The sequence below is a fragment of the Mycobacterium paraense genome (assembly GCF_002101815.1).
GTDB classification, from domain to species: domain Bacteria; phylum Actinomycetota; class Actinomycetes; order Mycobacteriales; family Mycobacteriaceae; genus Mycobacterium; species Mycobacterium paraense.
Genome location: NZ_LQPM01000010.1, coordinates 257,884 through 279,045, shown reverse-complemented (window position 1 = coordinate 279,045; position 21,162 = coordinate 257,884). Strand labels below are relative to the sequence as shown.

The 21,162-nt window shown below is 69.2% G+C and carries 25 protein-coding genes; 12 read left to right on the top strand and 13 right to left on the bottom strand.

What is annotated here, in order from left to right; genetic code table 11:
* Positions 1 to 5: 5 nt before the first annotated feature.
* From AWB89_RS10285 to AWB89_RS10275, 3 genes are all read right to left on the bottom strand, one after another.
* Positions 6 to 479 (bottom strand): SRPBCC family protein, encoded by a 474-nt coding sequence (locus AWB89_RS10285; RefSeq protein ID WP_170929178.1) that lies wholly within the window; start codon positions 477 to 479, stop codon positions 6 to 8.
* A gap of 36 nt (positions 480 to 515) precedes the next feature.
* Positions 516 to 929 carry a resuscitation-promoting factor RpfC gene (gene rpfC, locus AWB89_RS10280; protein ID WP_085100478.1) on the bottom strand — a complete coding sequence of 138 codons (414 nt, stop codon included), beginning with the start codon at positions 927 to 929 and terminating at the stop codon, positions 516 to 518.
* 131 nt (positions 930 to 1,060) lie between these two features.
* A complete protein-coding gene (locus AWB89_RS10275; RefSeq protein WP_085173307.1) occupies positions 1,061 to 1,621 on the bottom strand; it encodes a chorismate mutase in 561 nt (186 codons plus the stop codon).
* A gap of 52 nt (positions 1,622 to 1,673) precedes the next feature.
* Here AWB89_RS10275 and AWB89_RS10270 point away from each other — a divergent pair, with 52 nt between their 5' ends.
* The gene (locus AWB89_RS10270; protein WP_241520458.1) at positions 1,674 to 2,297 is read left to right on the top strand and encodes a hypothetical protein; all 624 of its coding nucleotides are present in this window, start codon (positions 1,674 to 1,676) and stop codon (positions 2,295 to 2,297) included.
* Between the two features lie 60 nt (positions 2,298 to 2,357).
* Here AWB89_RS10270 and ag85B read toward each other — a convergent pair whose 3' ends face one another.
* Positions 2,358 to 3,350, bottom strand: a complete 993-nt coding sequence (gene ag85B / locus AWB89_RS10265; protein WP_085100472.1) for a diacylglycerol acyltransferase/mycolyltransferase Ag85B — start codon at positions 3,348 to 3,350, stop codon at positions 2,358 to 2,360.
* Between the two features lie 586 nt (positions 3,351 to 3,936).
* On the opposite strand from ag85B, the gene AWB89_RS10260 reads away from it, so the two are divergent.
* Complete coding sequence (locus AWB89_RS10260) at positions 3,937 to 5,064, top strand: DUF7159 family protein (protein WP_085173305.1); 1,128 nt, start codon at positions 3,937 to 3,939, stop codon at positions 5,062 to 5,064.
* 16 nt (positions 5,065 to 5,080) lie between these two features.
* Here AWB89_RS10260 and AWB89_RS10255 read toward each other — a convergent pair whose 3' ends face one another.
* The 3 genes from AWB89_RS10255 to AWB89_RS10245 are packed head-to-tail and all read right to left on the bottom strand — an operon-like array spanning position 5,081 to position 7,947.
* A complete protein-coding gene (locus AWB89_RS10255; protein WP_085173556.1) occupies positions 5,081 to 5,617 on the bottom strand; it encodes a YceI family protein in 537 nt (178 codons plus the stop codon).
* Positions 5,618 to 5,639: 22 nt separating this feature from the next.
* Positions 5,640 to 6,653 carry an alcohol dehydrogenase catalytic domain-containing protein gene (locus tag AWB89_RS10250; RefSeq protein WP_085173303.1) on the bottom strand — a complete coding sequence of 338 codons (1,014 nt, stop codon included), beginning with the start codon at positions 6,651 to 6,653 and terminating at the stop codon, positions 5,640 to 5,642.
* Positions 6,654 to 6,663: 10 nt separating this feature from the next.
* Entirely contained in the window at positions 6,664 to 7,947 is a 1,284-nt protein-coding gene (locus AWB89_RS10245) for a cytochrome P450 (RefSeq protein ID WP_085100463.1), read from the bottom strand.
* A gap of 186 nt (positions 7,948 to 8,133) precedes the next feature.
* Between AWB89_RS10245 and AWB89_RS10240 the strand changes: the two genes are divergently transcribed.
* From AWB89_RS10240 to AWB89_RS10225, 4 genes are read left to right on the top strand one after another with little or no spacing between them, the layout of a single operon-like run.
* Entirely contained in the window at positions 8,134 to 8,721 is a 588-nt protein-coding gene (locus tag AWB89_RS10240) for a dihydrofolate reductase family protein (protein ID WP_085100460.1), read from the top strand.
* Between the two features lie 49 nt (positions 8,722 to 8,770).
* The gene (locus tag AWB89_RS10235; RefSeq protein ID WP_085100457.1) at positions 8,771 to 9,175 is read left to right on the top strand and encodes a hypothetical protein; all 405 of its coding nucleotides are present in this window, start codon (positions 8,771 to 8,773) and stop codon (positions 9,173 to 9,175) included.
* Positions 9,176 to 9,187: 12 nt separating this feature from the next.
* The gene (locus AWB89_RS10230) at positions 9,188 to 9,478 is read left to right on the top strand and encodes a hypothetical protein (RefSeq protein WP_085100454.1); all 291 of its coding nucleotides are present in this window, start codon (positions 9,188 to 9,190) and stop codon (positions 9,476 to 9,478) included.
* A 54-nt stretch (positions 9,479 to 9,532) separates the two neighbouring features.
* Entirely contained in the window at positions 9,533 to 9,778 is a 246-nt protein-coding gene (locus AWB89_RS10225; protein WP_085100451.1) for an Rv1893 family protein, read from the top strand.
* Positions 9,779 to 9,781: 3 nt separating this feature from the next.
* Here the strand turns inward: AWB89_RS10225 and AWB89_RS10220 are convergent, their stop codons facing one another.
* Both AWB89_RS10220 and AWB89_RS10215 read right to left on the bottom strand, forming a co-directional pair.
* Positions 9,782 to 10,912 (bottom strand): nitronate monooxygenase, encoded by a 1,131-nt coding sequence (locus AWB89_RS10220; protein ID WP_085173301.1) that lies wholly within the window; start codon positions 10,910 to 10,912, stop codon positions 9,782 to 9,784.
* 126 nt (positions 10,913 to 11,038) lie between these two features.
* Entirely contained in the window at positions 11,039 to 11,500 is a 462-nt protein-coding gene (locus tag AWB89_RS10215; protein ID WP_085101441.1) for a hypothetical protein, read from the bottom strand.
* A 145-nt stretch (positions 11,501 to 11,645) separates the two neighbouring features.
* Between AWB89_RS10215 and AWB89_RS10210 the strand changes: the two genes are divergently transcribed.
* The 3 genes from AWB89_RS10210 to AWB89_RS10200 all read left to right on the top strand — a co-directional run bounded on the left by AWB89_RS10210 (position 11,646) and on the right by AWB89_RS10200 (position 16,418).
* On the top strand, positions 11,646 to 13,322 hold the full coding sequence (locus AWB89_RS10210; protein WP_085173299.1) for a PE family protein: 1,677 nt from the start codon (positions 11,646 to 11,648) through the stop codon (positions 13,320 to 13,322).
* Between the two features lie 128 nt (positions 13,323 to 13,450).
* Positions 13,451 to 15,382 carry a flavin-containing monooxygenase gene (locus AWB89_RS10205; RefSeq protein ID WP_085173297.1) on the top strand — a complete coding sequence of 644 codons (1,932 nt, stop codon included), beginning with the start codon at positions 13,451 to 13,453 and terminating at the stop codon, positions 15,380 to 15,382.
* 10 nt (positions 15,383 to 15,392) lie between these two features.
* Positions 15,393 to 16,418, top strand: a complete 1,026-nt coding sequence (locus AWB89_RS10200) for an alcohol dehydrogenase family protein (protein ID WP_085173295.1) — start codon at positions 15,393 to 15,395, stop codon at positions 16,416 to 16,418.
* Here the strand turns inward: AWB89_RS10200 and AWB89_RS10195 are convergent.
* The 3 genes from AWB89_RS10195 to dtd all read right to left on the bottom strand — a co-directional run bounded on the left by AWB89_RS10195 (position 16,415) and on the right by dtd (position 18,588).
* On the bottom strand, positions 16,415 to 17,167 hold the full coding sequence (locus tag AWB89_RS10195) for an HAD-IB family hydrolase (protein WP_085173293.1): 753 nt from the start codon (positions 17,165 to 17,167) through the stop codon (positions 16,415 to 16,417). The two genes, AWB89_RS10200 and AWB89_RS10195, sit on opposite strands and share 4 nt — an antisense overlap.
* A gap of 5 nt (positions 17,168 to 17,172) precedes the next feature.
* Positions 17,173 to 18,090: a class I SAM-dependent methyltransferase gene (locus tag AWB89_RS10190; RefSeq protein WP_085100435.1), complete on the bottom strand. Its 918-nt coding sequence runs from the start codon at positions 18,088 to 18,090 to the stop codon at positions 17,173 to 17,175.
* 66 nt (positions 18,091 to 18,156) lie between these two features.
* Positions 18,157 to 18,588, bottom strand: coding sequence for a D-aminoacyl-tRNA deacylase (gene dtd / locus AWB89_RS10185; protein WP_085173291.1), 432 nt, complete (start codon positions 18,586 to 18,588; stop codon positions 18,157 to 18,159).
* Positions 18,589 to 18,639: 51 nt separating this feature from the next.
* Here dtd and AWB89_RS10180 point away from each other — a divergent pair, with 51 nt between their 5' ends.
* Positions 18,640 to 18,945 (top strand): MTH1187 family thiamine-binding protein, encoded by a 306-nt coding sequence (locus tag AWB89_RS10180; protein ID WP_085100430.1) that lies wholly within the window; start codon positions 18,640 to 18,642, stop codon positions 18,943 to 18,945.
* Here AWB89_RS10180 and AWB89_RS10175 read toward each other — a convergent pair.
* Positions 18,942 to 19,436: a macro domain-containing protein gene (locus tag AWB89_RS10175; RefSeq protein ID WP_085100427.1), complete on the bottom strand. Its 495-nt coding sequence runs from the start codon at positions 19,434 to 19,436 to the stop codon at positions 18,942 to 18,944. The two genes, AWB89_RS10180 and AWB89_RS10175, sit on opposite strands and share 4 nt — an antisense overlap.
* Positions 19,437 to 19,558: 122 nt before the next feature.
* On the opposite strand from AWB89_RS10175, the gene AWB89_RS27745 reads away from it, so the two are divergent.
* On the top strand, positions 19,559 to 19,882 hold the full coding sequence (locus AWB89_RS27745) for a hypothetical protein (protein WP_158089817.1): 324 nt from the start codon (positions 19,559 to 19,561) through the stop codon (positions 19,880 to 19,882).
* A gap of 10 nt (positions 19,883 to 19,892) precedes the next feature.
* Positions 19,893 to 21,161: a competence/damage-inducible protein A gene (locus tag AWB89_RS10165; RefSeq protein WP_479494846.1), complete on the top strand. Its 1,269-nt coding sequence runs from the start codon at positions 19,893 to 19,895 to the stop codon at positions 21,159 to 21,161.
* Position 21,162: the final 1 nt, after the last annotated feature.

Sequence of the window (21,162 nt, the reverse complement as noted above, 5' to 3'; positions counted from 1 at the left end):
ACGCGTCAGCCCGCCTCGACCACATCTTTGATGCGGTTGAGGGTCTTGGTCATGTCCCGAACGTTGCGCCGCCGGCGCAGGAAGCCGCCGAACAACCAATAGACGCCGAGCCACGGCGCCGAGTTGAGCCGGAATGACTCCGTGACGTCGGTGCCGCCGTCGCTGGGCGCCAGCCGGTAATGCCAGTTGTTCACCGGCCTGTCGCCGAGCATCACGGCGAAACCGAACTCGCGGCCCGGCTCGCAGGCGGTGACCTCGCACGTGGTCCAGTACACCGGTCCTAGCTCGTTGCGCCGGACGTGGCCGCGAAATTTGGCGCCGAGGGCCGGGCCGTTCGCGTCGCCCAGCCACTCCGCCTCAAACACTTCGGGGGAGAACCGTCCGGTGTTGCGAACGTCCGCGATGAGGTTCCAGATCTTGTCCGCGGGCGCCGCCATGTGAACCGTCGCCGAACCTTCCATGCGCTGATCCAAACACAGCTTGGCGCCGGGTCATAGAGCGCGGGCCCGAACCGATCAGTGTGGCACCGCCGCCTGAATCAGGCCGTTGATGATCTGCTTGATGCCCTGCGCGGGATGCGAGTACCACGCGATGGGCAGGCCCGAGGCCGCGCCGCACTTCGGCCAGGCCTCGACCCCCTGGTCGGCGAAGACCCGGTTGGCCACCGCGATCTGTTGCTCCCGGGACGCGGCCGCCGGGTTGCCGACGCCGCCGTACTGGGTCCAGGTGCTCGGCTTGAATTGCAGCCCACCGTATTCGCCGTTTCCGGTGTTGGCTTGCCAGTTGCCACCGGACTCGCACTGCGCGACGGCGTCCCAGTTGGGGGTGGGGGGAGCGGCGTCTGCCACGCCGGAGGGGAAAGTCAGCGACGCTGCAACGAACCCGCCGACCATCGCGGACTTGACGAGAGGCTTGCAGAGTTTTCTCATGCCAGGCTTTTCGCGGAGCGTGTCCGAAGCGTTACCGATTCGAAAATGTCGCGAGATATGCCCTCTAGCAGCGAAATCAGCGCTGTGAGCAGCGGATTCGCAGCTTTAGAGAATCGTGAGAGTTAAATAAATTAGCCCTGGCAATACGACTGGGTCGCCCGCGAAAGCGCTTGTCGATAAAGGTCATCCAGCGCTCGGGCGCGTATGACGTCGTCCCTGGCGGCGTCGAGTTCCGGGCCGCAGGCCGGCGAGTGCAACAGGTCCCAGTGGGCCACGATCTGGGCCAGCATCGTGCGGTTGAAGCCATCGATGGTCGCCCGCGACGCCGACAGGTCCGGCGCCGAGGACGGCGCGTCGGCAGGCTTGAGTTTCCATCCCGCGAACCGGCTGTATTCGATTGCCTCCGTGGCGTTGACCTGGTCGCCGAACACCCGGGCGACGTAATCGGCGTCGACGCCGACGGCGTCGGCCTCGCCGCGCGCGTGCGCGAGCTCTTGCTGGACGCGGCCCGGGTCCTCGATGGCGCCGTGCGTATTCCACTTGAACGCGGCCACGGGCTCGGCGACCTGGAGCCGCTGCGCGGCGGCGTCGACCAGGGCGGTCAGCGCGCCGGAGGGATCGGCGCGTGCTTGGGTCGCCAGCACCGTCGCCGCCACCCAGCAGCCGATCAACACGGCTCGCGCGCAACCCATGACGATGATTCTGACCTGACGCCCGCGCTTTCCGGAGTTAGCCTGGCCGCTGATGCCACTGATGTCCTCGGCCGCCGAGAATCGCCGCCCCCGCGAGGCCGTCGGGGACCGCGCAGAATGGTTGCGCTCGACCCAGGCTCGCGCGCTGATCGGCGCCGCGCTGTCGGCCTCGCTGCTGCTGGGCGGAGCGTTTGTGGCGGTGGACAGGCTGCACACGACGCCGTCGGACGCCGTGGACCACCCCGCCAACCCGGTCACCGACGATAAGTCCCGGGCCCAGGTGGTCGAGGCGGCCCAACAGATCGTCACGCTGGCCCGGCTGCAGACGGCGTCGGCGGGCTACACGCTGATGTCGTGCAAAAACCGGGACGAGCCGCCGTATCAGGGCGCGATCTATCTGACGTTCACGCTGCCCGCCGGCTCCCGGCCCGACGCCTTCTTCCCGTCGACCGCGGCGACGCTGGTCGCTCATGGCTGGGCGCGCGGCCTGCCGCCGAACGACCACGCGTTCGCCGAGTCGCTGACCAAGGACCCCGCCACGGCGATCATCTATCTGCAAAGCGAAGAGCCGAGCCTCGGTGTTCTTCGCGTCTACGGTCAGTGCCGCAACATGAACGACCACCGCAGCGACTCGACGGCGTGGGTCGACGTCACCGACCGGCTCAAGTCCCCTTAACGCGCTACTGCGCCCGACGAGGTCGTCAGGCGCAGTAGCGATTTCAGGTTGGTGGGTCGGTTAGCCGCCGCCGCCGGGGGTGGCGCCCAGGCTGCCCTGCAGGTCACCCTTCATGGCGTTGAGCTGGGCACCCCAGTACTCCCAGCTGTGGGTCCCGTTGGCGTCGAAGTTGAACACGGCGTTGTGGCCGCCGGCTGCGTTGTAGGCGTCGCGGAACTTCAGGTTGCTGCTGCGCACGAAGTTCTCCAGGAACTCGGCGGGCATGTTGGCCCCACCCAGCTCCGACGGCGTGCCGTTGCCGCAGTAGATCCACAGGCGGGTGTTGTTGCCGACCAGCTTCGGGATCTGAACCGTGGGGTCGTTGCGCTGCCAGGCCGGGTCGCTCGACGGGCCCCACATGGCGTCGGGCTTGTAGCCGCCGGCGTCACCCATCGCCAGGCCGATCAGGCTCGGGCCCATTCCCGAAGACGGGTCCATCAGGGCCGACAGCGAACCCGCGTAGATGAACTGGCCCGGGTGGTAGGCGGCGAGGATCAGCGCCGAGGAGCCCGACATCGAGATGCCGATCGCGGCGCTGCCGTTGGGCTTGACACTGCGGTTGGCGTTCAGCCATTGCGGCAGCTCGCTGGTGAGGAAGGTCTCCCACTTGTAGGTCGAGCAACCGGCCTTACCGCAGGCCGGGCCGTACCAGTCGGCGTAGAAGCTGGACTGCCCGCCGACCGGCATGATGATCGAGAGGCCGGACTTGTAGTACCACTCGAACGCGGGGGTGTTGATGTCCCAGCCGTTGTAGTCGTCCTGGGCCCGCAGACCGTCGAGCAGGTACACCGCCGGGGAGCCGTTTCCACCGCTTTGGAATTGGACCTTGATGTTGCGGCCCATCGCGCCGGACGGCACCTGCAGGTACTCGACCGGCAAACCGGGGCGCGAGAACGCCCCCGCGGTCGCCGCGCCACCGGCAAGACCGATCAGGCCCGGCAGGGTGACAGCCGCAGCTGCACCGACCAAAAGCCGGCGCCCCCAGGCCCGGATCTTCTCGCTCACGTCTGTCATACCTGCCCCTTGTCCGTATGTGATGGCGGTCTCAGCAGGAATTTACCGGGTTATTCGGCCAAATGTCGATTGGGACGCGGTGTTGTCTCGGTTTTATATCGAATTTCGCATTGTGGATAAATGCCCGGCCGCGGGGGCGTATCGGCCGAAACGCCAGGCAGCGGGAGCCGCGACGCCAGGGCGCATGGCGCGACGGGCCCCCGCGACGACCTTTGTAAAGGGCTTCTTGCCGAATGGCGAGTCGATTTGCTCGACGCGGCCCGCCGGATACCGGTCAGCCGAGCCTGCGGGGCCGCCGCCCGCCGATCATGCGCATTTTCGGCGGCCACAAACGGCGATTTCGGGGCGCGGCGCGGGGCCCGGGACCCGCTGCGCGGGGCGCTCACGGGCGTGGCCTGCGAGTTCAACGCGAATTCAATATCGGGGCAGCCGAACTTGCGCAGACCGCGTAGGCTCTCACGAAGCAAGCCGATGGAGACCACACATTCCGGTCCGTTCCGGCCCTCACGAACTGCCGCGCCAGCGAGCTTTTGGCGCGCAATCGCGGGTGAGGGTGGCGGAGGTCCGGGCCGATTGAGGTGCAAGTTTGGACACGGTACTGGGGCTATCACTGACGCCGACCACCGTCGGGTGGGTCCTCGCCGAAGGACACGGCGCCGACGGCACGATCCTGGATCATCAGGAGTTGAGCCTGCCCAGCGGCCGTGGGGTCCGCGCCCTGAGCACCGCCGAGCTGGTGGCGGACGAGGTACTGCGCGTGGATGCGCTGGCCGCCTCGGGCGAGCGTCGAGTGCGCGTGATCGGGCTGACCTGGAGCGACGAAGCGTCCGCACAGGCGGCGCTGGTGTTGGAGGCGCTGACCGACGCCGGGCTGGACAACGTCGTGCCGGTCCGGATGCTCGAGGCCGTCGAGACGCTCGCCTGCGCGATCGCGCCGGTCATCGGCCACGAGCAGACCGCCGTCTGCATCCTCGAGCATGAGTGGGCGACGGTCGTCATGGTCGACACCCACGACGGCGAGACGCAAACGGCCGTCAAGCAGGTGCGTGGCGGCTTCGACGGGCTGAGGTCCTGGCTGAGCGGGATGTTCGAGCGACGGACCGGCTGGCGCCCCGACGCGGTGGTGGTCGTCGGCGCGGACAGCGACCTCAACGGGTTCTCGTGGCAGCTCGAAAAGGCCTTGCCCGTGCCCGTTTTCGCCCAGACCATGGCCCAGGTGACCATCGCGCGGGGCGCGGCGCTCGCCGCGGCCAACAGCACCGAGTTCACCGACGAACGCCTGGTCGCGCACGTCAGTGAGCCCGTCGCCGCGCCCGCGGCGCGGCCCCGGAGGTTGTCCTACACCGGCGCCGCCACGGCATTGGCCGCCGGCGCAATCACTTTCGTCTCGTCGCTGTCGCTCGCCCTGGGTATACAGCTCGCCCCGGCCAGCGAGTCCGCGCCGGCAAAGCGCGTCGTGCACGCGCCGCCGCCGCAGATCGTCGAGGCCGTCGCACCCGCCGTCGCGCCGCCACCCGAGGTGGCCCCGCCCGCGCCGAAGTCGAAGGCACCCGCGGGCGAACCCGCCCCGGAATCCGGGGCCGGCGGGGAGCAGCAAGGCACCCCCGACGAGCCGCAGCCGGACGCGAGCGGCCGCCAGCCCTACTTGACCCGGGTGCTCGAGCACATCCCCGGCGACGCCGGTGACTCGGCGGCCCGCACCCCGACGCCCTAGCGACGCGCGGCCGAGCTCAGGCCTTGGGATGCGTCGCGGTGAACGACACCGACACCTCGTCGGCGACCTTCACCGAGCCCATCAGCAGTGAGTAGGGCTTGACGCCGTAATCGGTTTGCCGAACGGTGCATTCGACCGACATGCGCCACTCGTCGCCGAGATCGGTTGTGCGCAAGTCGATCACGTGCTTGCGGGACTTGCCGCGGATGTGCAGCTTTCCGGTCAGGCGGTACCCGTCGTCGGCCTTGTCGATCGTGTCGGCGGCGAAGCGGATCTCGGGATAGCGCTTGGCGTCCAACGACTTCAACGCGTTCGACTTCACCAGGACCTTCTCCGGACCGGACAATCCCTTGACCCCGCCCTCGCCGTGCAGCACCTCGAACGAATCGACGTCCACGGCCAGCTCCGCGGTGACCGGTTCGGCGCCGGCCCACGCCACGGTGGCCTCCCAGCGCGTCATCGCGATGATGAGCCGATGGCCCATCCGCGCGGCCCTACCGGTCACCCCGGTGCGGATCGACAACTCGCCGTCGGATGCGGTCAGGGTCCACAGGTCGGTCACAGACCGACTGTAGTCACATCGTCAAAACGGTGCGGAAGTGCGCTCGCCCCTGCTCCAGCGCCGCGAACCCCTCGGCCGCCTGCGCCAGCGGCAGCTCCTCGATCCACGCCCGAACGCCGGACAGGACCGCGAAATGCATGGTGTCCTCGACGTCTTTGGCCGTACCGGAGGGATGACCGACGATGCTGACTCCGGGTCCGATCAGCTGGATCGGACTGATCGGCAACGGTTCAGGCGTGACCCCGACGGTGACGAGTTCACCCCGCGGCGCGATCCCGCCGACGGTTGCGGCCATCGCCGGCGAGTTGCCCGCGGTCGCCAGCACCACCGCCGCGCCGCCCAAGGCCTTCAGGGCTTCCGCGGGATCGGTGGCGGTGGAGTCGATGTAGTGGTGGGCGCCCAACTTCCGGGCGTCCTCCTCCTTGCCGCTGCCACGGTTGATCGCGATGGTCTCGAACCCCATCGCCCGGGCGAACTGCACCCCGAGGTGGCCGAGCCCGCCGACGCCGAGGATGGCGACCCGGTCGCCGGGCACCGCCCTCGTGTGACGCAACGCGTTGTAGGTGGTGACGCCGGCGCAGCCCATCGGCGCGGCCTCAGCGTCGGTGAGCCCCGCCGGTATCCGGGCGAGCGCGTTGCCCGGGACGGTCACCGACTCGGCGTACCCGCCCGGGTACTGGTAGCTCGGGACCTTGCCGTTCTCGCAGTGAATGAACTGGCCTTTCCGGCACTGGTCGCAGTGGTAGCAGCAGCCGCCGAACCACCCGACCGCGACGCGATCGCCGACCTCGAAACCCTCGACGCCGGGACCGAGTTCGGCGATCGTCCCGGCGATTTCGTGCCCGGGGGTCAACGGCCACGTCATGCCCGGAAAGCCGCCCGCGACGAAGTGTGCGTCCGTGCCGCAGATCCCGCACGCGGTGACCGTCAGCCGCGCCTCGCCACGGCCCGGCGGCGTGGTTTCGACATCGACCAGTTCTAACGGTGCCCCGGCCGACTTGACGTGGACAGCTCGATGGGTAGCCATGCGGTCGATGCTAGTGCGCGGCAGGTGCTTTCGCGCCGTCGGTGTGGTAATCGACCTGCCAGTGCTTGATCCCGTTGAGCCAGCCCGAGCGCAGCCGTTCGGGTTTTCCGATCGATTCCAGGTTAGGGATGCCGTCGGCGATCGCGTTGAACATCAGGTCGATCGTCATGCGCGCCAGGTTCGCCCCGATGCAGTAGTGCGCGCCGGTGCCGCCGAATCCCACGTGCGGATTGGGGTCGCGCAGGATGTTGAAGGTGAACGGGTCGTCGAACACGTCCTCGTCGAAATTGGCCGAGCGGTACACCATCACCACCCGCTGGCCCTTCTTGATCTGCACGCCGGACAGTTCGTAGTCCTCCAGCGCGGTGCGCTGAAACGACGTGACCGGGGTGGCCCACCGCACGATCTCGTCGGCCGCGGTGGCCGGGCGCTCCCTTTTGAACAGCTCCCACTGGTCGGGGAAGTCGGTGAAGGCCATCATGCCCTGGGTGATCGAGTTGCGGGTGGTCTCGTTGCCGGCCACCGCGAGCAAGATGACGAAGAAGCCGAACTCGTCGTCGGACAGCTTGTGCCCGTCGATGTCGGCCTGCACCAGCTTCGTGACGAGGTCTTCGCCCGGGTTCTTCGCCCGATCGGCGGCCATCTGCATGCCGTACATGATGAGTTCGACCGACGCGGTGATGGCGTCGTTGTTGGCGAACTCGGGGTCCTGGTCGCCGACCATCTCATTGGACCAGTGGAAGAGTTTCTTGCGCTCTTCCTGTGGCACACCCATCAACCCGGCGATGGCCTGCAGCGGCAGCTCGCACGAGACCTGCTCGACGAAGTCGCCGCGGCCCTCGGCGGCGGCTTGCTCGACGATGTGTCGGGCGCGCTCGGCCAGGTCGTCGCGCAGGCGCTCGATGGCCCGGGGCGTGAAGGCGCGCGAGATGATCTTGCGCAGCCGGGTGTGCTGCGGCGCATCCATGTTGAGCAGGACGAACTTTCCGCGCTCGACCTGCTCGCCGACGGTGCCGTCCTTGTAGCGCGGCAGCGCGGTCTTCTCCAGGCTGGAGAAGACGTCGCTGCGCAGCGAAACCTCTTTGACGTCCTTGTGCTTGGACACCACCCAGAAGCCGCCGTCGTCGAATCCGCCCGCCCCGATCGGCTGCTCGTTCCACCAGATCGGCGCGGTTCGGCGCAGCTCGGCCAGCTCTTCCACCGGCAGCCGCTCCGCGTGGATGTCCGGGTCGGTGAAATCGAACCCGGGCGGCAGATTGGGGACCGGCTTGGCCGTTGGCTCTGCGGTTGACATGGCGCGCTCCTCGATACGAAGTCCTCTAGGCATCCTTGTGCAAGGAAACCATTGCTACACCACGGTTGGGAAGCGTTGCAGCAAGATCGACGGCCCGAATTGCAACACGTTCAGCCTCGATGAGTTTCGCGGGCCGCGCCGGTCTGTATGGGAAGCGACAGCACCGATCGACCGAAAAGGGAGCCCATGCGCATCGTTCTCAGTCACTTCATGAGCCTCGACGGGATCGTCCAGGCCCCGGGCGGTCCGGGCGAGGACACCGACGGGGGATTCGCGCACGGGGGCTGGTCCATGCCGTACTTCGAACCGGAGACCATGGGACCCGCCGTTGCCGACACGATGGCCGGCACCGATGCGCTGCTGTTCGGCCGTCGCACGTGGCAGACGATGGCGGCCGCCTGGCCGGCGCGCGCCGGTGACCCCTTCGCCGACCGCATGAACGAGATCCCGAAATACGTGGCGTCCCGCACGCTCACCCAAGACGATCTGAGCTGGACCGGCTCGGCGCTGTTACCGCCCGACGACGCGATCGGCGCGATCCGTGAGCTGCGCGCCCGCGACGGTCGGGTCCTCCAGGTGATGGGCAGCCCGTCGCTGGCCGCGCAGCTGATCGAGCACGACCTGGTCGACGAATACCGGCTGATGATCGAACCGATCCTGCTCGGCGGCGGCAAGCGGTTGTTTCCCGGCGATGGCCGGGCCCGCGCGCTTCAGCTGGTGTCGACGACGGCGACCGGGACCGGCGTGTTGATCTGCACCTACCGGCGTGTTTGACCGGCGGATATGCTTTGGTCCTGGTCACCGGCGACAGGTGGGGTGGAAGATGATTCGGGAACTGCTCAGTGCCGCTTCGATAGCGGGCATCGCGATCGGCATGGCGCCGTCCGCCGCGGCCGATCAGCATTACAACGGCGACGTGCCGGGGATGAACTACGACGCCTCACTAGGTGCGCCCTGCGACAACTACGAGCGCTTCATCTTCGGACGCGGCCCCAGCGGGCAGGCCGAGGCCTGTCACTTCCCGCCGCCCAACCAATTCCCCGCCGCGACGACCGGCTACTGGGTCATCTCGTATCCGCTGTACGGCGTGCAGCAGGCCGGCGCGAAGTGCCCCGGCCCGCAGGCGGCGGCGCAGTCGGATCGCGGACTGCCCATGCTGTGCCTGGGGGACCAGGGGTGGCAAGAGGGCTGGTTCACCGGGGCGGGATTCTTCCCGCCATCGGGATAACCGGCTGAGGCCATGAAGCCGGCAGAGCCCGCCCAGGCGCCGATCCCGCGCTGGCTGCGCTTCGTCCTGGCTTCCGATCGCGCCGGCTCGGCGTGGTACATCGGGGCCGGTTTCTTCTTCGCGCCGGTGCTCGCCGTGCTGTCGCCGTGGCCGGCGCTCACCGCCGCGCTGTGGGCTGTCATCGGGCTGGCCGGCCTGTGGCTCGGCCTGCTCGGCGTCGCGATGGCCGTCGGCCTCGCGCGCGTCTTGCGGTCCGGCGCCGAGATCCCCGAGGACTACTGGCGCACCCTGGTGAACTACTGACGCCCGGGCCCCCGTCTAGAGTCGTACCAAAGACCTTGCAACGAAAGGGAACCGATGGGCTTCAACCCCAGGGACGCAGTCGACGCGGTCAGGGACATCGCGACGAATGCCGTCGAAAAGGCTTCGGACATCGTCGAACACGCCGGCGACATCATCCGCGGCGACGTCGCCGGCGGCGCCAGCGGCATCGTCCAGAACTCGATCGACATCGGCACCTACGCGGTCGACCGCACCAAAGAGGTTTTCACCGGTCCCGGCGCGGAGGACGCTGACGACGTCGACGACGTCGACGACGAATAGGCGTCAGACGGAGGCGGCCTCGTTCAACTCGTCGAGCCTGTTGGTCGCTTCCAGGTACTCCCGCACCCAGCGCTCGATGACGGTCGCCGTCTTCTCCACCTTGGTGAACTGCCCGACCACCTGACCGACCGGGTTGAACGCGACGTCGACGGACTCGTTGGGATACCGGTTGGTGGCCCGCACCGCCATGCCGGAAACCATGTACTGCAACGGCATACCGAGCGGCTTGGGGTTGTCCGGCTGCTCCCACGCCTCGGTCCAGTCGTTGCGCAGCATCCGGGCCGGCTTGCCCGTGAACGAACGGCTCCGCACGGTGTCGCGGCTGCCCGCCTTAACGTAGGCCTGCTGCTGCACCGGCGTGTTCGACGATTCCTCGACCATCAGCCACTGCGAGCCGGTCCACGCGCCCTGCGCACCCAGCGCCAGAGCGGCCGCGATCTGCTGACCGCTGCCGATGCCCCCCGCCGCCAGCACCGGCACCGGGGCGACCTCCTTAACGACCTGCGGCCACAACACGATTGAGCCCACCTCGCCGCAGTGTCCGCCGGCCTCGCCGCCCTGGGCGATGATGATGTCGACGCCCGCGTCGGCGTGCTTGCGGGCCTGGGACGGCGATCCACACAGCGCGGCCACCTTGAGTCCGGCGTCGTGGATGTGCTTGATCATGTCGGCCGGGGGAGTGCCGAGCGCGTTGGCGATCATCTTCACCTTCGGGTGCTTCAACGCCACTTCGACCTGCGGGGTGGCCGTCGCCTCGGTCCATCCGAGCAGTTGCAGGCTGTCGGCGTCGCTGTCTTCGACCGGCACCCCGTGGTCGGCGAGGATCTTCTTGCCGAAGTCCAGATGCTCCTGCGGCACCATCTTGCGCAGCGTCTCGGCCAGCTCCTCCGCGGAGAGGTGGGAATCCATGCCCTCGTATTTGTTGGGGATGACGATGTCGACCCCGTAGGGGTGATCGCCGATGTTCTCGTCGATCCAGTTGAGCTCGATCTCCAGCTGCTCGGGCGTGAAGCCGACGGCGCCGAGCACGCCGAAACCACCGGCCTTGCTGACGGCGACCACGACATCACGGCAGTGGGTGAAGGCGAAGATCGGGAACTCGATACCAAGCTCGTCGCAAATCGGGGTGTGCATGCCTACTCCTGGAAAGCTTGACCGACGCTGGAAGAACTGAAACGTGTTCTAGTTTAGTACCTGCTGCCCTGACGTGGCCAGCCGCCCCCGGCCGGCTCCCCGGCACTACGACGTTTCAGGTGGCTGTCAGGCGCAAGCGCGGGCCGTCCACACGACCAGGAACGCCAGCATGCCCGCGAAGCAGATCAGGTGATCGCGGCAGATGGCCCGCGCCAGACGGGTCTGTTCGGCCGGACCGTCCGTTCGGCGCCCGAGCCGAACGGCGCTCGGGACCGTGTGTGTCAGCGCCAGCAGCACCGGCACCCCGGCGAGCGCGGCCGAGGTCCCCATCAGCCATGCCGGGTCGTGGCCGCGAGCGGCCTGAAACCCCAACGCGGCCAACAAGATGAGCATGACGGCCGCGATGAGGTGGCTCATCGGTCGCGACGTGGTCGTGGCGCGGTGGTAGTAACCCGCGATGGAGACGAGCGCGCGCTCGGGCAATTCCTCAGTGGCACTTCGATATTGGAAGACCTGGACGTCGAAGATCAGATCCATCCACAAGACCGCGAGCAAAAAGCCGCTGCAGGCCGTGAGTAGCGGGGCCACGCCGCTCATCTAACTCCTGTTCACCCGGACGCAAGGAAGGTCGGTGCGACTTCTGGCAAGCTCCTGCCAATTGTTGTAAACATGTCGAATTGGACACCTGCGGCGCCTACCATCCGCTCAGGGCGGGCTAGCTGGAGGTTGTCACATGTCATTTGTGGTTGCAGTGCCCGAGGCAGTCGCGACGGCCGCAGAGAACGCGGCGGGCATCGCGTCGTCGTTGACCGCCGCCAATTCGGCAGCCGCCATCCCGACCACCGGCTTGCTGGCCGCAGCCAGTGACGAGGTGTCGACGGCGATCGCCTCCCTGTTCGCCAGCCATGGCGCGCAATACCAGGCGCTCAGCGCCCAGGCGGCGGTGTTCCACACCCAGTTTGTGCAGGCGCTCAACGCCGCGGGCGGCGCCTACGCGGCAACCGAGGCGGCCAGCGCAAATCCGCTGCAGACGCTGGCGCAAGACGTGCTGGGGGTCATCAACGCGCCGACCAACACGTTGTTGGGTCGCCCACTGATCGGCCCGGGCACCGACGGCGCACCCGGGACCGGGGCGAACGGTGGTGCGGGCGGGATCTTGTGGGGACGCGGCGGAAACGGCGGCTCCGGCGGCGCCGGGCAGGCCGGCGGCGCCGGAGGGCCGGCTGGTTTGTTGGGCGTCGGCGGCATGGGCGGGACCGGCGGTCCCGGCATGGCGGGCGGCCACGGCGGCACCGGCGGGTGGCTCTGGGGCAATGGCGGGCTCGGTGGCGCCGGTGGGACCGGCGGCGGGGCCGGCGGGGCAGGGGGCAACGCCCTGCTGTTCGGCTCCGGCGGCTTCGGCGGGGCCGGTGCGGCCGCCGGGGGTGCCGTGACCAGCGGCGGAGCCGGTGGCGGCGGCGGCCGCGCCGGCTTCTTCGAAGGCATCGGCGGCGCCGGCGGGGCCGGCGGCGACGCCACGACCGGGACCGGCGGTGCTGGCGGGGCCGGCGGCAACGGAACCGGCCTCTTCCTTGGCTTCGGCGGCGCTGGCGGGCACGGCGGCGCCGCCACCGCTGCCGGGGGTACCGGCGGCATCGGTGGCGCGGGCGGCCAGGGCTTCGCCCGCAGCCCGTTGGGGATCGACCTGAGCATGGGCGGCGCCGGCGGGCACGGTGGCGACGCCACTGTCGCCGGGGCAAACGGCGGCGCCGGCGGCGCGGGCGGCGCCAGCGCTTCCTCCGGCTTCTTCGGCATCGACTTGACCCAGGGCGGCGCCGGCGGCGTGGGCGGCGCCGCTGTTAACTCGGGCACCGCCGGGGCCGGCGGCGCCGGCGGTGCCGCGGGGGCCCCAGACTTCATCGGGTTGGGCGCCTCCATCGGCGGCAACGGCGGGGCCGGCGGCGCCGCCAGCGGCAACGCGACGGGCGGCGCCGGCGGTGTCGGGGGCGAAGCGGCCACGGTGACGGGCATCGCCGGCGGCGGCGTCGGCGGGGCCGGCGGCGCCTCGGCCCAGGGCAACGGCGGCGTCGGCGGGGCCGGTGGCCTGGGTGCCGGGCTGGTGGCGGGCATCGGCGGCAACGGCGGGCACGGCGGCGCCGCTCCCAACGGCAATGGGTTCAACAACGGCGGCGACGGCGGCGGCGGCCTTGGGTTCTTCGGCCAAGGCGGCCAAGGCGGCGACGCCGGCACCGGCGGCGGCCCCGCCAACGGCGGCAACGGCGGCAACGCCGGGACCATCGACATGGGGACCTACACCCCGTCGATATTCGGCCTCGGCGGCAACGGCGGCAACGGTTTCGGCGCCGGGCACGGCGGCACCGGCGGCCAGGGCGGCGTATTCGGCGCCCCCGGCGCGAACGGAAAGCCCTAGCGGCACATCCGACGGGCGGCGCGCCGATCCTTGATCGTCTGCGCCGCAACGGGGTAGCGTGGTGCCGGCAATTACGAAACGCCCAGTAGCGTAATTCACGGCCCCCGCCTACCGGAAGGATCGGCTTGATGCGCAGCCGCTACGCCGGCCAGCCCTTCACCACGCCGACGGACGAGATCGCCGCCGCGCTCGAGGATGTCAGCATCCCAACGCTGCTGCTCTCGCTCGTCCACATCACCGGCGACCCCCGGTTCATCCGCGACTTCAAGCCGATGGGCATCTTCCTCAACGAGGTTCAAGGCTTCATGTCCGAGGAGGACAAGGCGCGGGCCCGCGCGGCGGCGCTGCCGGTGCTCACCGACTACCGGGACCGCGGTTGCCCCGAACCCGAGCCGCTGAGCCTCGACCTGATTCGGGAGATGATGGACTGGGCGGCCTGCGAACACGTCACCGACGACTACCTGCCGCTGGTCCTGGAAGAGATGGATCTCGAGGGCGTCGACCCGCGCCGCCCGGCCGCCCTGCCGGCGGAGTCCGCCGCCGAACTGCCCGTGCTGGTGATCGGCTGCGGCGAGTCCGGTCTGCTGGCCGGCGTCCGGCTCAAGCAGGCCAACATTCCCTTCACCATCGTCGAGAAAAATGCCGGGCCCGGCGGAACCTGGTGGGAGAACAGCTATCCCGGAGCCCGCGTGGACGTCGCAAACCACTTCTATTGCTACAGCTTCGAACCCAACAACGACTGGACGCACTTCTTCGCCGAGCAATACGAGCTGCGCGACTATTTCACCCAGGTGATGAACAAGCACGGCCTGGCCGAGCACATCCGGTGGAACACGGAAGTCGTCGAGGCGCGCTGGGACAATGCCAACGGGTCGTGGAACGTGACGCTGCGCGGCCCGGACGGCCAGACGAGCACGATCACCGCGCGGGCCGTCCTGACCGCAGTCGGCCAGCTGAACCGGCCCAACATCCCCGAGTTCGACGGCGCCGATACCTTCGAGGGTCCGTCGTTTCACTCGGCGGCCTGGGACCACTCGGTTGACCTGACCGGCAAGCGGGTCGCGCTCATCGGCGCCGGCGCCAGCGGCTTCCAGATCGCGCCGGCGATCGCCGGCCAGGTCGAGAAGCTCACCGTGTTCCAGCGCACCGCCCAGTGGATGTTCCCGAACACCATGTACCACGACGAGGTCGGCGACGGGGTGCGCTGGGCGATGCGCCACCTGCCCTTCTACGGCCGCTGGTACCGGTTCCTGGTGCTCTGGCCGGGCGCCGACAAGGGGCTCGACGCCGCGGAGGGCGACCCCAACTACGCCGATCAGGACTACGCCGTCAGCGACATCAACGCCGCCGCCCGAATGATGTTCGCGCAGTGGATCACCAGCCAGGTCGGCGAAGGGCACGAGTTGCTGGACAAGGTCTTGCCCGACTATCCCGCGACCGGGAAGCGGACGCTGCAGGACAACGGCAGCTGGCTGCAGACGCTGCAACGCGACAACGTCGAGTTGGTGCGCACGCCGATCCAGCAGATCACACCGCACGGCGTGGTCACGCAGGACGGCGTGACGCACCCGGCCGACGTCATCGTCTATGCGACCGGGTTTCGCCACACCGATGTGTTGTGGCCGCTAAAAGTGATCGGCCGCAATGGGATTGACCTGCACCAGATGTGGGGGAGCCGGCCGTACGCCTATCTCGGGATCACGGTGCCGGGATTCCCGAACTTCTTCATCATCTACGGGCCCGGAACGCATCTCGCCCATGGCGGCAGTTTGATCTTCCAGTCCGAGCTCCAGATGCGCTACATCGACCAGTGCCTCCAGCGGCTGGCCGAGGAGAACCTGCTGTCGATGGAGCCGCGGGCCGAAGCGGCCACCGAGTGGCATCGGCGGACACAGACGCAGATCAAGAAGATGGTGTGGTCGCATCCCGCGGTCAAGCACTCCTACTTCAAGAACGCCGACGGGGAGATCCACACGGTCAGCCCGTGGCGCCTCAACGAGTACTGGGCCGCGGTGCGCGAGCCCGACTGGTCCCAATTCGTCCTGCGGCAAGGAAAGTGAGCGCGTCACCATGCGAACGGTAGTCCTCGACGGGCCACGCAATATCGAGGTCGACACGCGCCCCGATCCGGCACTGTCCGGCCCGGACGGAGCGATCGTCTCGGTCACCGCCGCCGGAATCTGCGGATCCGATCTGCACTTCTACGAGGGCGACTATCCGCTGGCCGCGCCCATGACGCTGGGCCACGAAGCGGTCGGCACCGTCGTCGAAGTCGGGCCCGAGGTGCGCACCGTGAAGGTCGGCGACCAGGTCATGGTGTCATCGGTGACCGGCTGCGGCGCCTGCCCGGGATGCGCCACGCGCGACCCGGTGATGTGCTTTTCCGGATTTCAGATCTTCGGTGGCGGCGTGCTTCCCGGCGCGCAGGCCGACCTGCTGGCCGTGCCCGCGGCCGACTTCCAGCTGCTCAAGACGCCCGACGGGATCAGCACCGAGCAGGCGCTGCTGCTCACCGACAACCTGGCCACCGGCTGGGCGGCGGCCCAGCGGGCCGATATTCCACCCGGTGGGACGGTGGCGGTCATCGGCCTGGGCGCGGTGGGCCTGTGCGCCCTGCGCAGTGCATTCTTTCACGGCGCCGCAACGGTTTTCGCCGTCGACCGCGTCGACGGGCGGCTGGACCGCGCCGCCGCGTGGGGAGCGACGCCCGTCAAGCCGCCGGCGGTGGAGGCCATCCTGGCCGCCACGGGCGGACGCGGCGCCGACGCCGTGATCGACGCCGTCGCCACCGACGCGTCGCTGACCGACGCGCTGAATGCGGTGCGGCCGGGCGGCACCGTCTCGGTTGTCGGTGTGCACGATATGAATCCGTTTCCCCTCAACGCGCTGGGCTGCCTGATTCGCAGCATCACGCTGCGGATGACCACCGCGCCGGTGCAGCGCACCTGGCCGGAGCTGATCCCGCTGCTGCAATCCGGGCGGCTCGACGTCGACGGCGTCTTCACCACGACGCTGCCGTTGGACGAGGCGGCCAAGGGCTACGAGACCGCCCAGGCGCGGTCCGGCGACGAGGTGAAGGTCCTGCTGACGCCCTAACGCCGCCTCCGGACTCGGCGGCGGCCAGACGCGAGGCACATCACCGGCCACCCGTGCGCCGCGGCCGCCGCGGCGAGCCCGGAGCGGGGGTTCACCGGCCGCGGACACCCGACGACCGACATCGACGCCGCATCCTCGTCACCGTCGGCGTAGAAGTAACTCCGCTCCACCGCAACGCCGTTGGCGGAACAGAATTGCTGCACGGCCGCGGCCTTGGTGGCCCCCCACACGATCGGCTTGACGATCCCGCCGGTCAGCCTTCCGTGCTCGTCGAGCTCGAAATGGTTGCACTGCACGTTGGAAATGCCGAGGAAGCGTGCTACGGGCAAGGCCTGAATGGACAGCGCCGACGAACTCAGCACGACGGTGTGCCCGCGCGCCTGGTGCGCCTGGACGATGTCATGCATGTGCGAATACAGCCGCGCGGCAACGCGTTCCGTGAAGAGGCGATCGCCCAGGTCGTTGAGCTCGGTCAGCGACTCCCCGCGCAGGTAACCGGCCGCCCGCACGATGAGGTGTTCGAACTCCAACCGACCGAAGCGGAACCGCAGCGCCGCTTCGAACACCCCGAGGAGTTCGCCGAGCCCGGCCTGGCGCCGACGAATCCGATCACCGACGTGCACCGCGGCGGTGAAGCCGTCCACCAGCGTGCCGTCGAGATCGAAGAAGGCGCCGATCCCGGGCCCCGGTGTGCTGGCGCCGATCTCCGCGATGGCGTCGGCGGGCGAGAGCCTCGTGAGCGGCACCATTCGGCTCACCCCGACCGCGTCGCCGTGATGTATTGGGACCGCATGAACGCGTCGATCTTGACGTCCACCTCCGGCGGGGTCATCCCGTAGCCGGCCTGCAGGTCGAGCGTGTTGCGGACGGGTTCGACGGCCCAGCCGTGCGCGGCGAGCCATTCCGCGGGCTCGCCCTTGGGCTCGTAGGTGAGGGCGGAGAAGTCCACATCTCCGGACATGTTGACCCCGGGGTGGTCGGTTTCCAGGGCGGCGAGCTGCTCGCGGTCCAAGCGGGATCCCAGCGCGCCTATGGCGATTCGGCTGCCCGGGGCGCTGAGCCCGCTGATGCGGGTGAAGAGGGCGTTCTGGGCTTCGTCGGTCAGATAGGGCAGCACGCCCTCCACCGACCAGGCGCTGGGGGTCTCGGTGTCGAAGCCCGCCGTTTCCAACCGCCGCGACCAGTCGGTCCGCAGATCGGCGCCGACCTCGATCCTGCGGGCTTTGGGCGTGGCGCCATGCTCGCCGAGCACGCGCCCCTTGAACTCGAGGACCTTCGGCAGGTCAACCTCGAAAACCGTTGTGCCAGCGGGCCAGTCAAGGCGGTACGCGCGGGAGTCCAATCCCGCGGCGACGATCACCGCCTGCCGGATGCCCGCCGCGCCGGCGGAGGCGAAGAAGTCGTCGAAGAACCGCGTCTGCACGCCGTAGAGGCGCGGGAATGCCGTCTCGTCCTCCGTGGTTCCCGGATTGGCAAGCACGCCCGCCAGATACGGGTCCTGCGCGGCGGCGATGAAAACCCGCGCGTATTCGTCGCGGACCAGCGGCTCCGGGCTGAGGGCGTGCAGCGCACGCCATCCCGCCACCAGCAGCGCGGTGTAGCCCACGCCGCTGACGATGTCCCACTGATCGTCATCGGAGCGAAGCGACCCGAATTCAGGGGAAGTGCTCATGGTCGCCCCCTCACGTCAGGTTCGGTCACCAAGCCGACCTCAACCAAGGTACCTGCGGTGGTGCGGTCAAATCTCGAGAATCACCGTGACCGGTCCGTCGTTGACCAGCTCGACCTGCATATTCGCGCCGAAGACGCCGGTCTGCACGTCGGCGCCCAGCGCGCGCAACGCCTCGGCGAACGCTTCGACCAGCGGTTCGGCCACCGCGCCGGGGGCGGCCGCGTTCCAGGACGGGCGCCGGCCCTTGGCGGTGTCGGCGTACAAAGTGAACTGGCTTACCACCAGGATCGGCGCCTGGACATCGGCGGCGGCCCGTTCGTCGGCGAGAATCCGTAGATACCAGAGCTTTTCAGCCAAACGTCGCGCCTTGCCGGGATCGTCGTCGTGAGTGACCCCGACGAAAGCCAGCAGGCCCTGACCGGCCGGCCGGATAGCGCCCACCAGCCGGCCGTCGACCGACACCGATGCCGACGAGACCCGTTGCACCAGAACCCGCATGGCCCTCGATGCTGCCAGGCCCGGCTCGATAACGGTGGGTAGGCTCGTGACGTGTCCGTACTCGTCGCGTTTTCCGTCACCCCGCTGGGCGTTGGCGAGGGCGTCGGAGAGATCGTTGCCGAGGCGGTTCGGGTGGTACGCCAATCCGGGCTGCCGAATAAGACCGATGCCATGTTCACCGTGATCGAGGGCGACACCTGGGAGGAAGTGATGGCCGTCGTGCAGCGCGCGGTCGAGGCGGTGGCCGCGCGGGCGCCCAGAGTCAGCACGGTGATCAAGGTGGATTCGCGGGCCTCGGCCCGGGACGCGATGACGCAGAAGGTCACCTCCGTCGAGCGCCACCTGTCCGGCGGCTAACCCGACACGGCGTCCCGGAACGCCCGCTCCGCCGCGTCGCCGTGCACGGCGAACACGACTTTCTCCAGCGAGGTCGCCCGGTGCTGCCGGACGACGTCCACCATCAGCCGTGCCGCCTCGTCGAACGGAAAACCGCCGACGCCGGTGCCGAACGCGACCAGGGCCAGCGAGCGGCAGCCCAGTTCGTCGGCCTTGCGCAACGTGGCGCCGGTCGCCCTGGTGATGATCTCGGCCGAGGTCGGGCCGCCGAGTTCCATAGTCGCCGCGTGGATGACGTAGCGCGCCGGCATGTCGCCGGCGGTGGTCTCCACGGCCTCCCCGAGCCCGATCGGCGCCTTGTCGGTCGATTCGCGCTGCACGTCGGGTCCGCCGGCCCGGGCAATGGCCGCGGCGACGCCGCCGCCGTGCCGCAGCTGGGTGTTGGCGGCGTTGGTGATCGCGTCGAGTTCGAGCTTGGTGACGTCGGCCTGCACTACCTCTAACTCGATCATCGGTTCATTGTCCGCCCGTGTGCATTTCCGCTGGAGCTAGCTCTCGCAAACCGGGACGAATACGCTGGTCTGGCTCCACGGAGAGGCGGGTGTGAACGGAATGACCAGCGAAACACCGATGAGTGGCGGGCCCGGCCAACCCGATGAGGCCGGCGGAGCCGGAGGCGTGGGGGGAGCGGGCGGCGCCGGGGGAGCAGGCGGCGCCGGCGGCCGAGGCGGTGACGGAGGCCCAGGCGGTGACGGAGGCGCGGGCGGCCCCGGCGGCCGGGGCGGCGATGGCGGCCGAGGCGGTGACGGAGGCGCGCCCGGCCGCGGCGGCCAACCCGGCCAACCGGGTCAGCCCGGTCAGCCCGGTCAACCGGGCCAGCCCGGCCGGTAGACGAGCCCGACGCGATCGCCACGGCGAGGCTGCGGAGCCTCGCCACGGCCGCACGCCGGTTCAGTAGGCTCATGCCGGTGAGCGCACGCGCGGGCATCGTTGTCACCGGAACCGAAGTCCTCACCGGACGCGTCCAGGACGCCAACGGCCCGTGGATCGCCGATCGCCTGCTGGAACTGGGCGTCGAGCTGGCGCACATCACGATCTGCGGCGACCGCCCCGCCGACATCGAGGCGCAGCTGCGATTCATGGCCGAGCAGGGCGTCGACCTGATCATCACCAGCGGCGGCCTGGGTCCCACGGCCGACGACATGACCGTCGAAGTCGTGGCCCGGTTTTGCGGCCGCGAGTTAATCCTCGACGAGGCAACCGAGAACAAGATCGCCGACATCTTGAGACATCTGATGGCGCGCTTCGAGGGCGTCGACTTCGAGGCCGTACGCGCGGCCAACCGCAAGCAGGCGATGATCCCCGAGGGCGCGCACGTGCTCGATCCGGTGGGCACCGCGCCGGGCGTCGTCGTACCGGGCAAACCCACGGTGATCGTGCTTCCCGGGCCGCCGCGCGAGCTGCAGCCGATGTGGCGCAGGGCCATCGAAACCCCGACCGCGCAGGAAGCGATCGCGGGCCGAACGACCTACGAGCAGAAGATGATTCGCATGTTCGGGTTGCCGGAGTCGGGCCTGGCCGAAACCCTGCGCGACGCCGAGAAGACCGTGCCCGGTTTCGACGCGCTCGAGATCACCACCTGCCTGCGGCGCGGCGAGGTCGAAATGGTCACCCGGTACGAGCCGGACGCCGCGGACGCCTATCAGCAGCTGACCCAGCTGCTGCGCGACCGGCACGCACCGCAGATCTTCTCCGAAGACGGCTCGAGTGTCGACGAGCTGGTTGCAAAACTGTTGGCGGGCCGCTGGATCGCGACGGCGGAATCCTGCACCGCGGGCCTGTTGGCGGCGCGGCTGACCGACCGCGCGGGTTCGTCGGACTATGTGGCGGGCGGGGTGGTGTCGTATTCGAACGACGCGAAGGCCGGGCTGCTCGGCGTCGACCCCGCCCTGATCGAACAACACGGGGCGGTGTCCGAGCCGGTGGCCGAGGCGATGGCGGCCGGCGCGCTGAAACGCTTCGGCGCCGACACCGCCGTCGCGATCACCGGGATCGCCGGTCCGGGCGGCGGCACACCGGAAAAGCCGGTCGGCACAGTGTGTTTCACGGTGATGCTGGCGGACGGCCGCACAGACACCCGGACGCTGCGGCTACCCGGCAACCGGTCGGACGTCCGGGAACGGTCGACGACGGTGGCGATGCACCTGCTGCGGCGCATGCTCGGCGGCGCCGACTGAA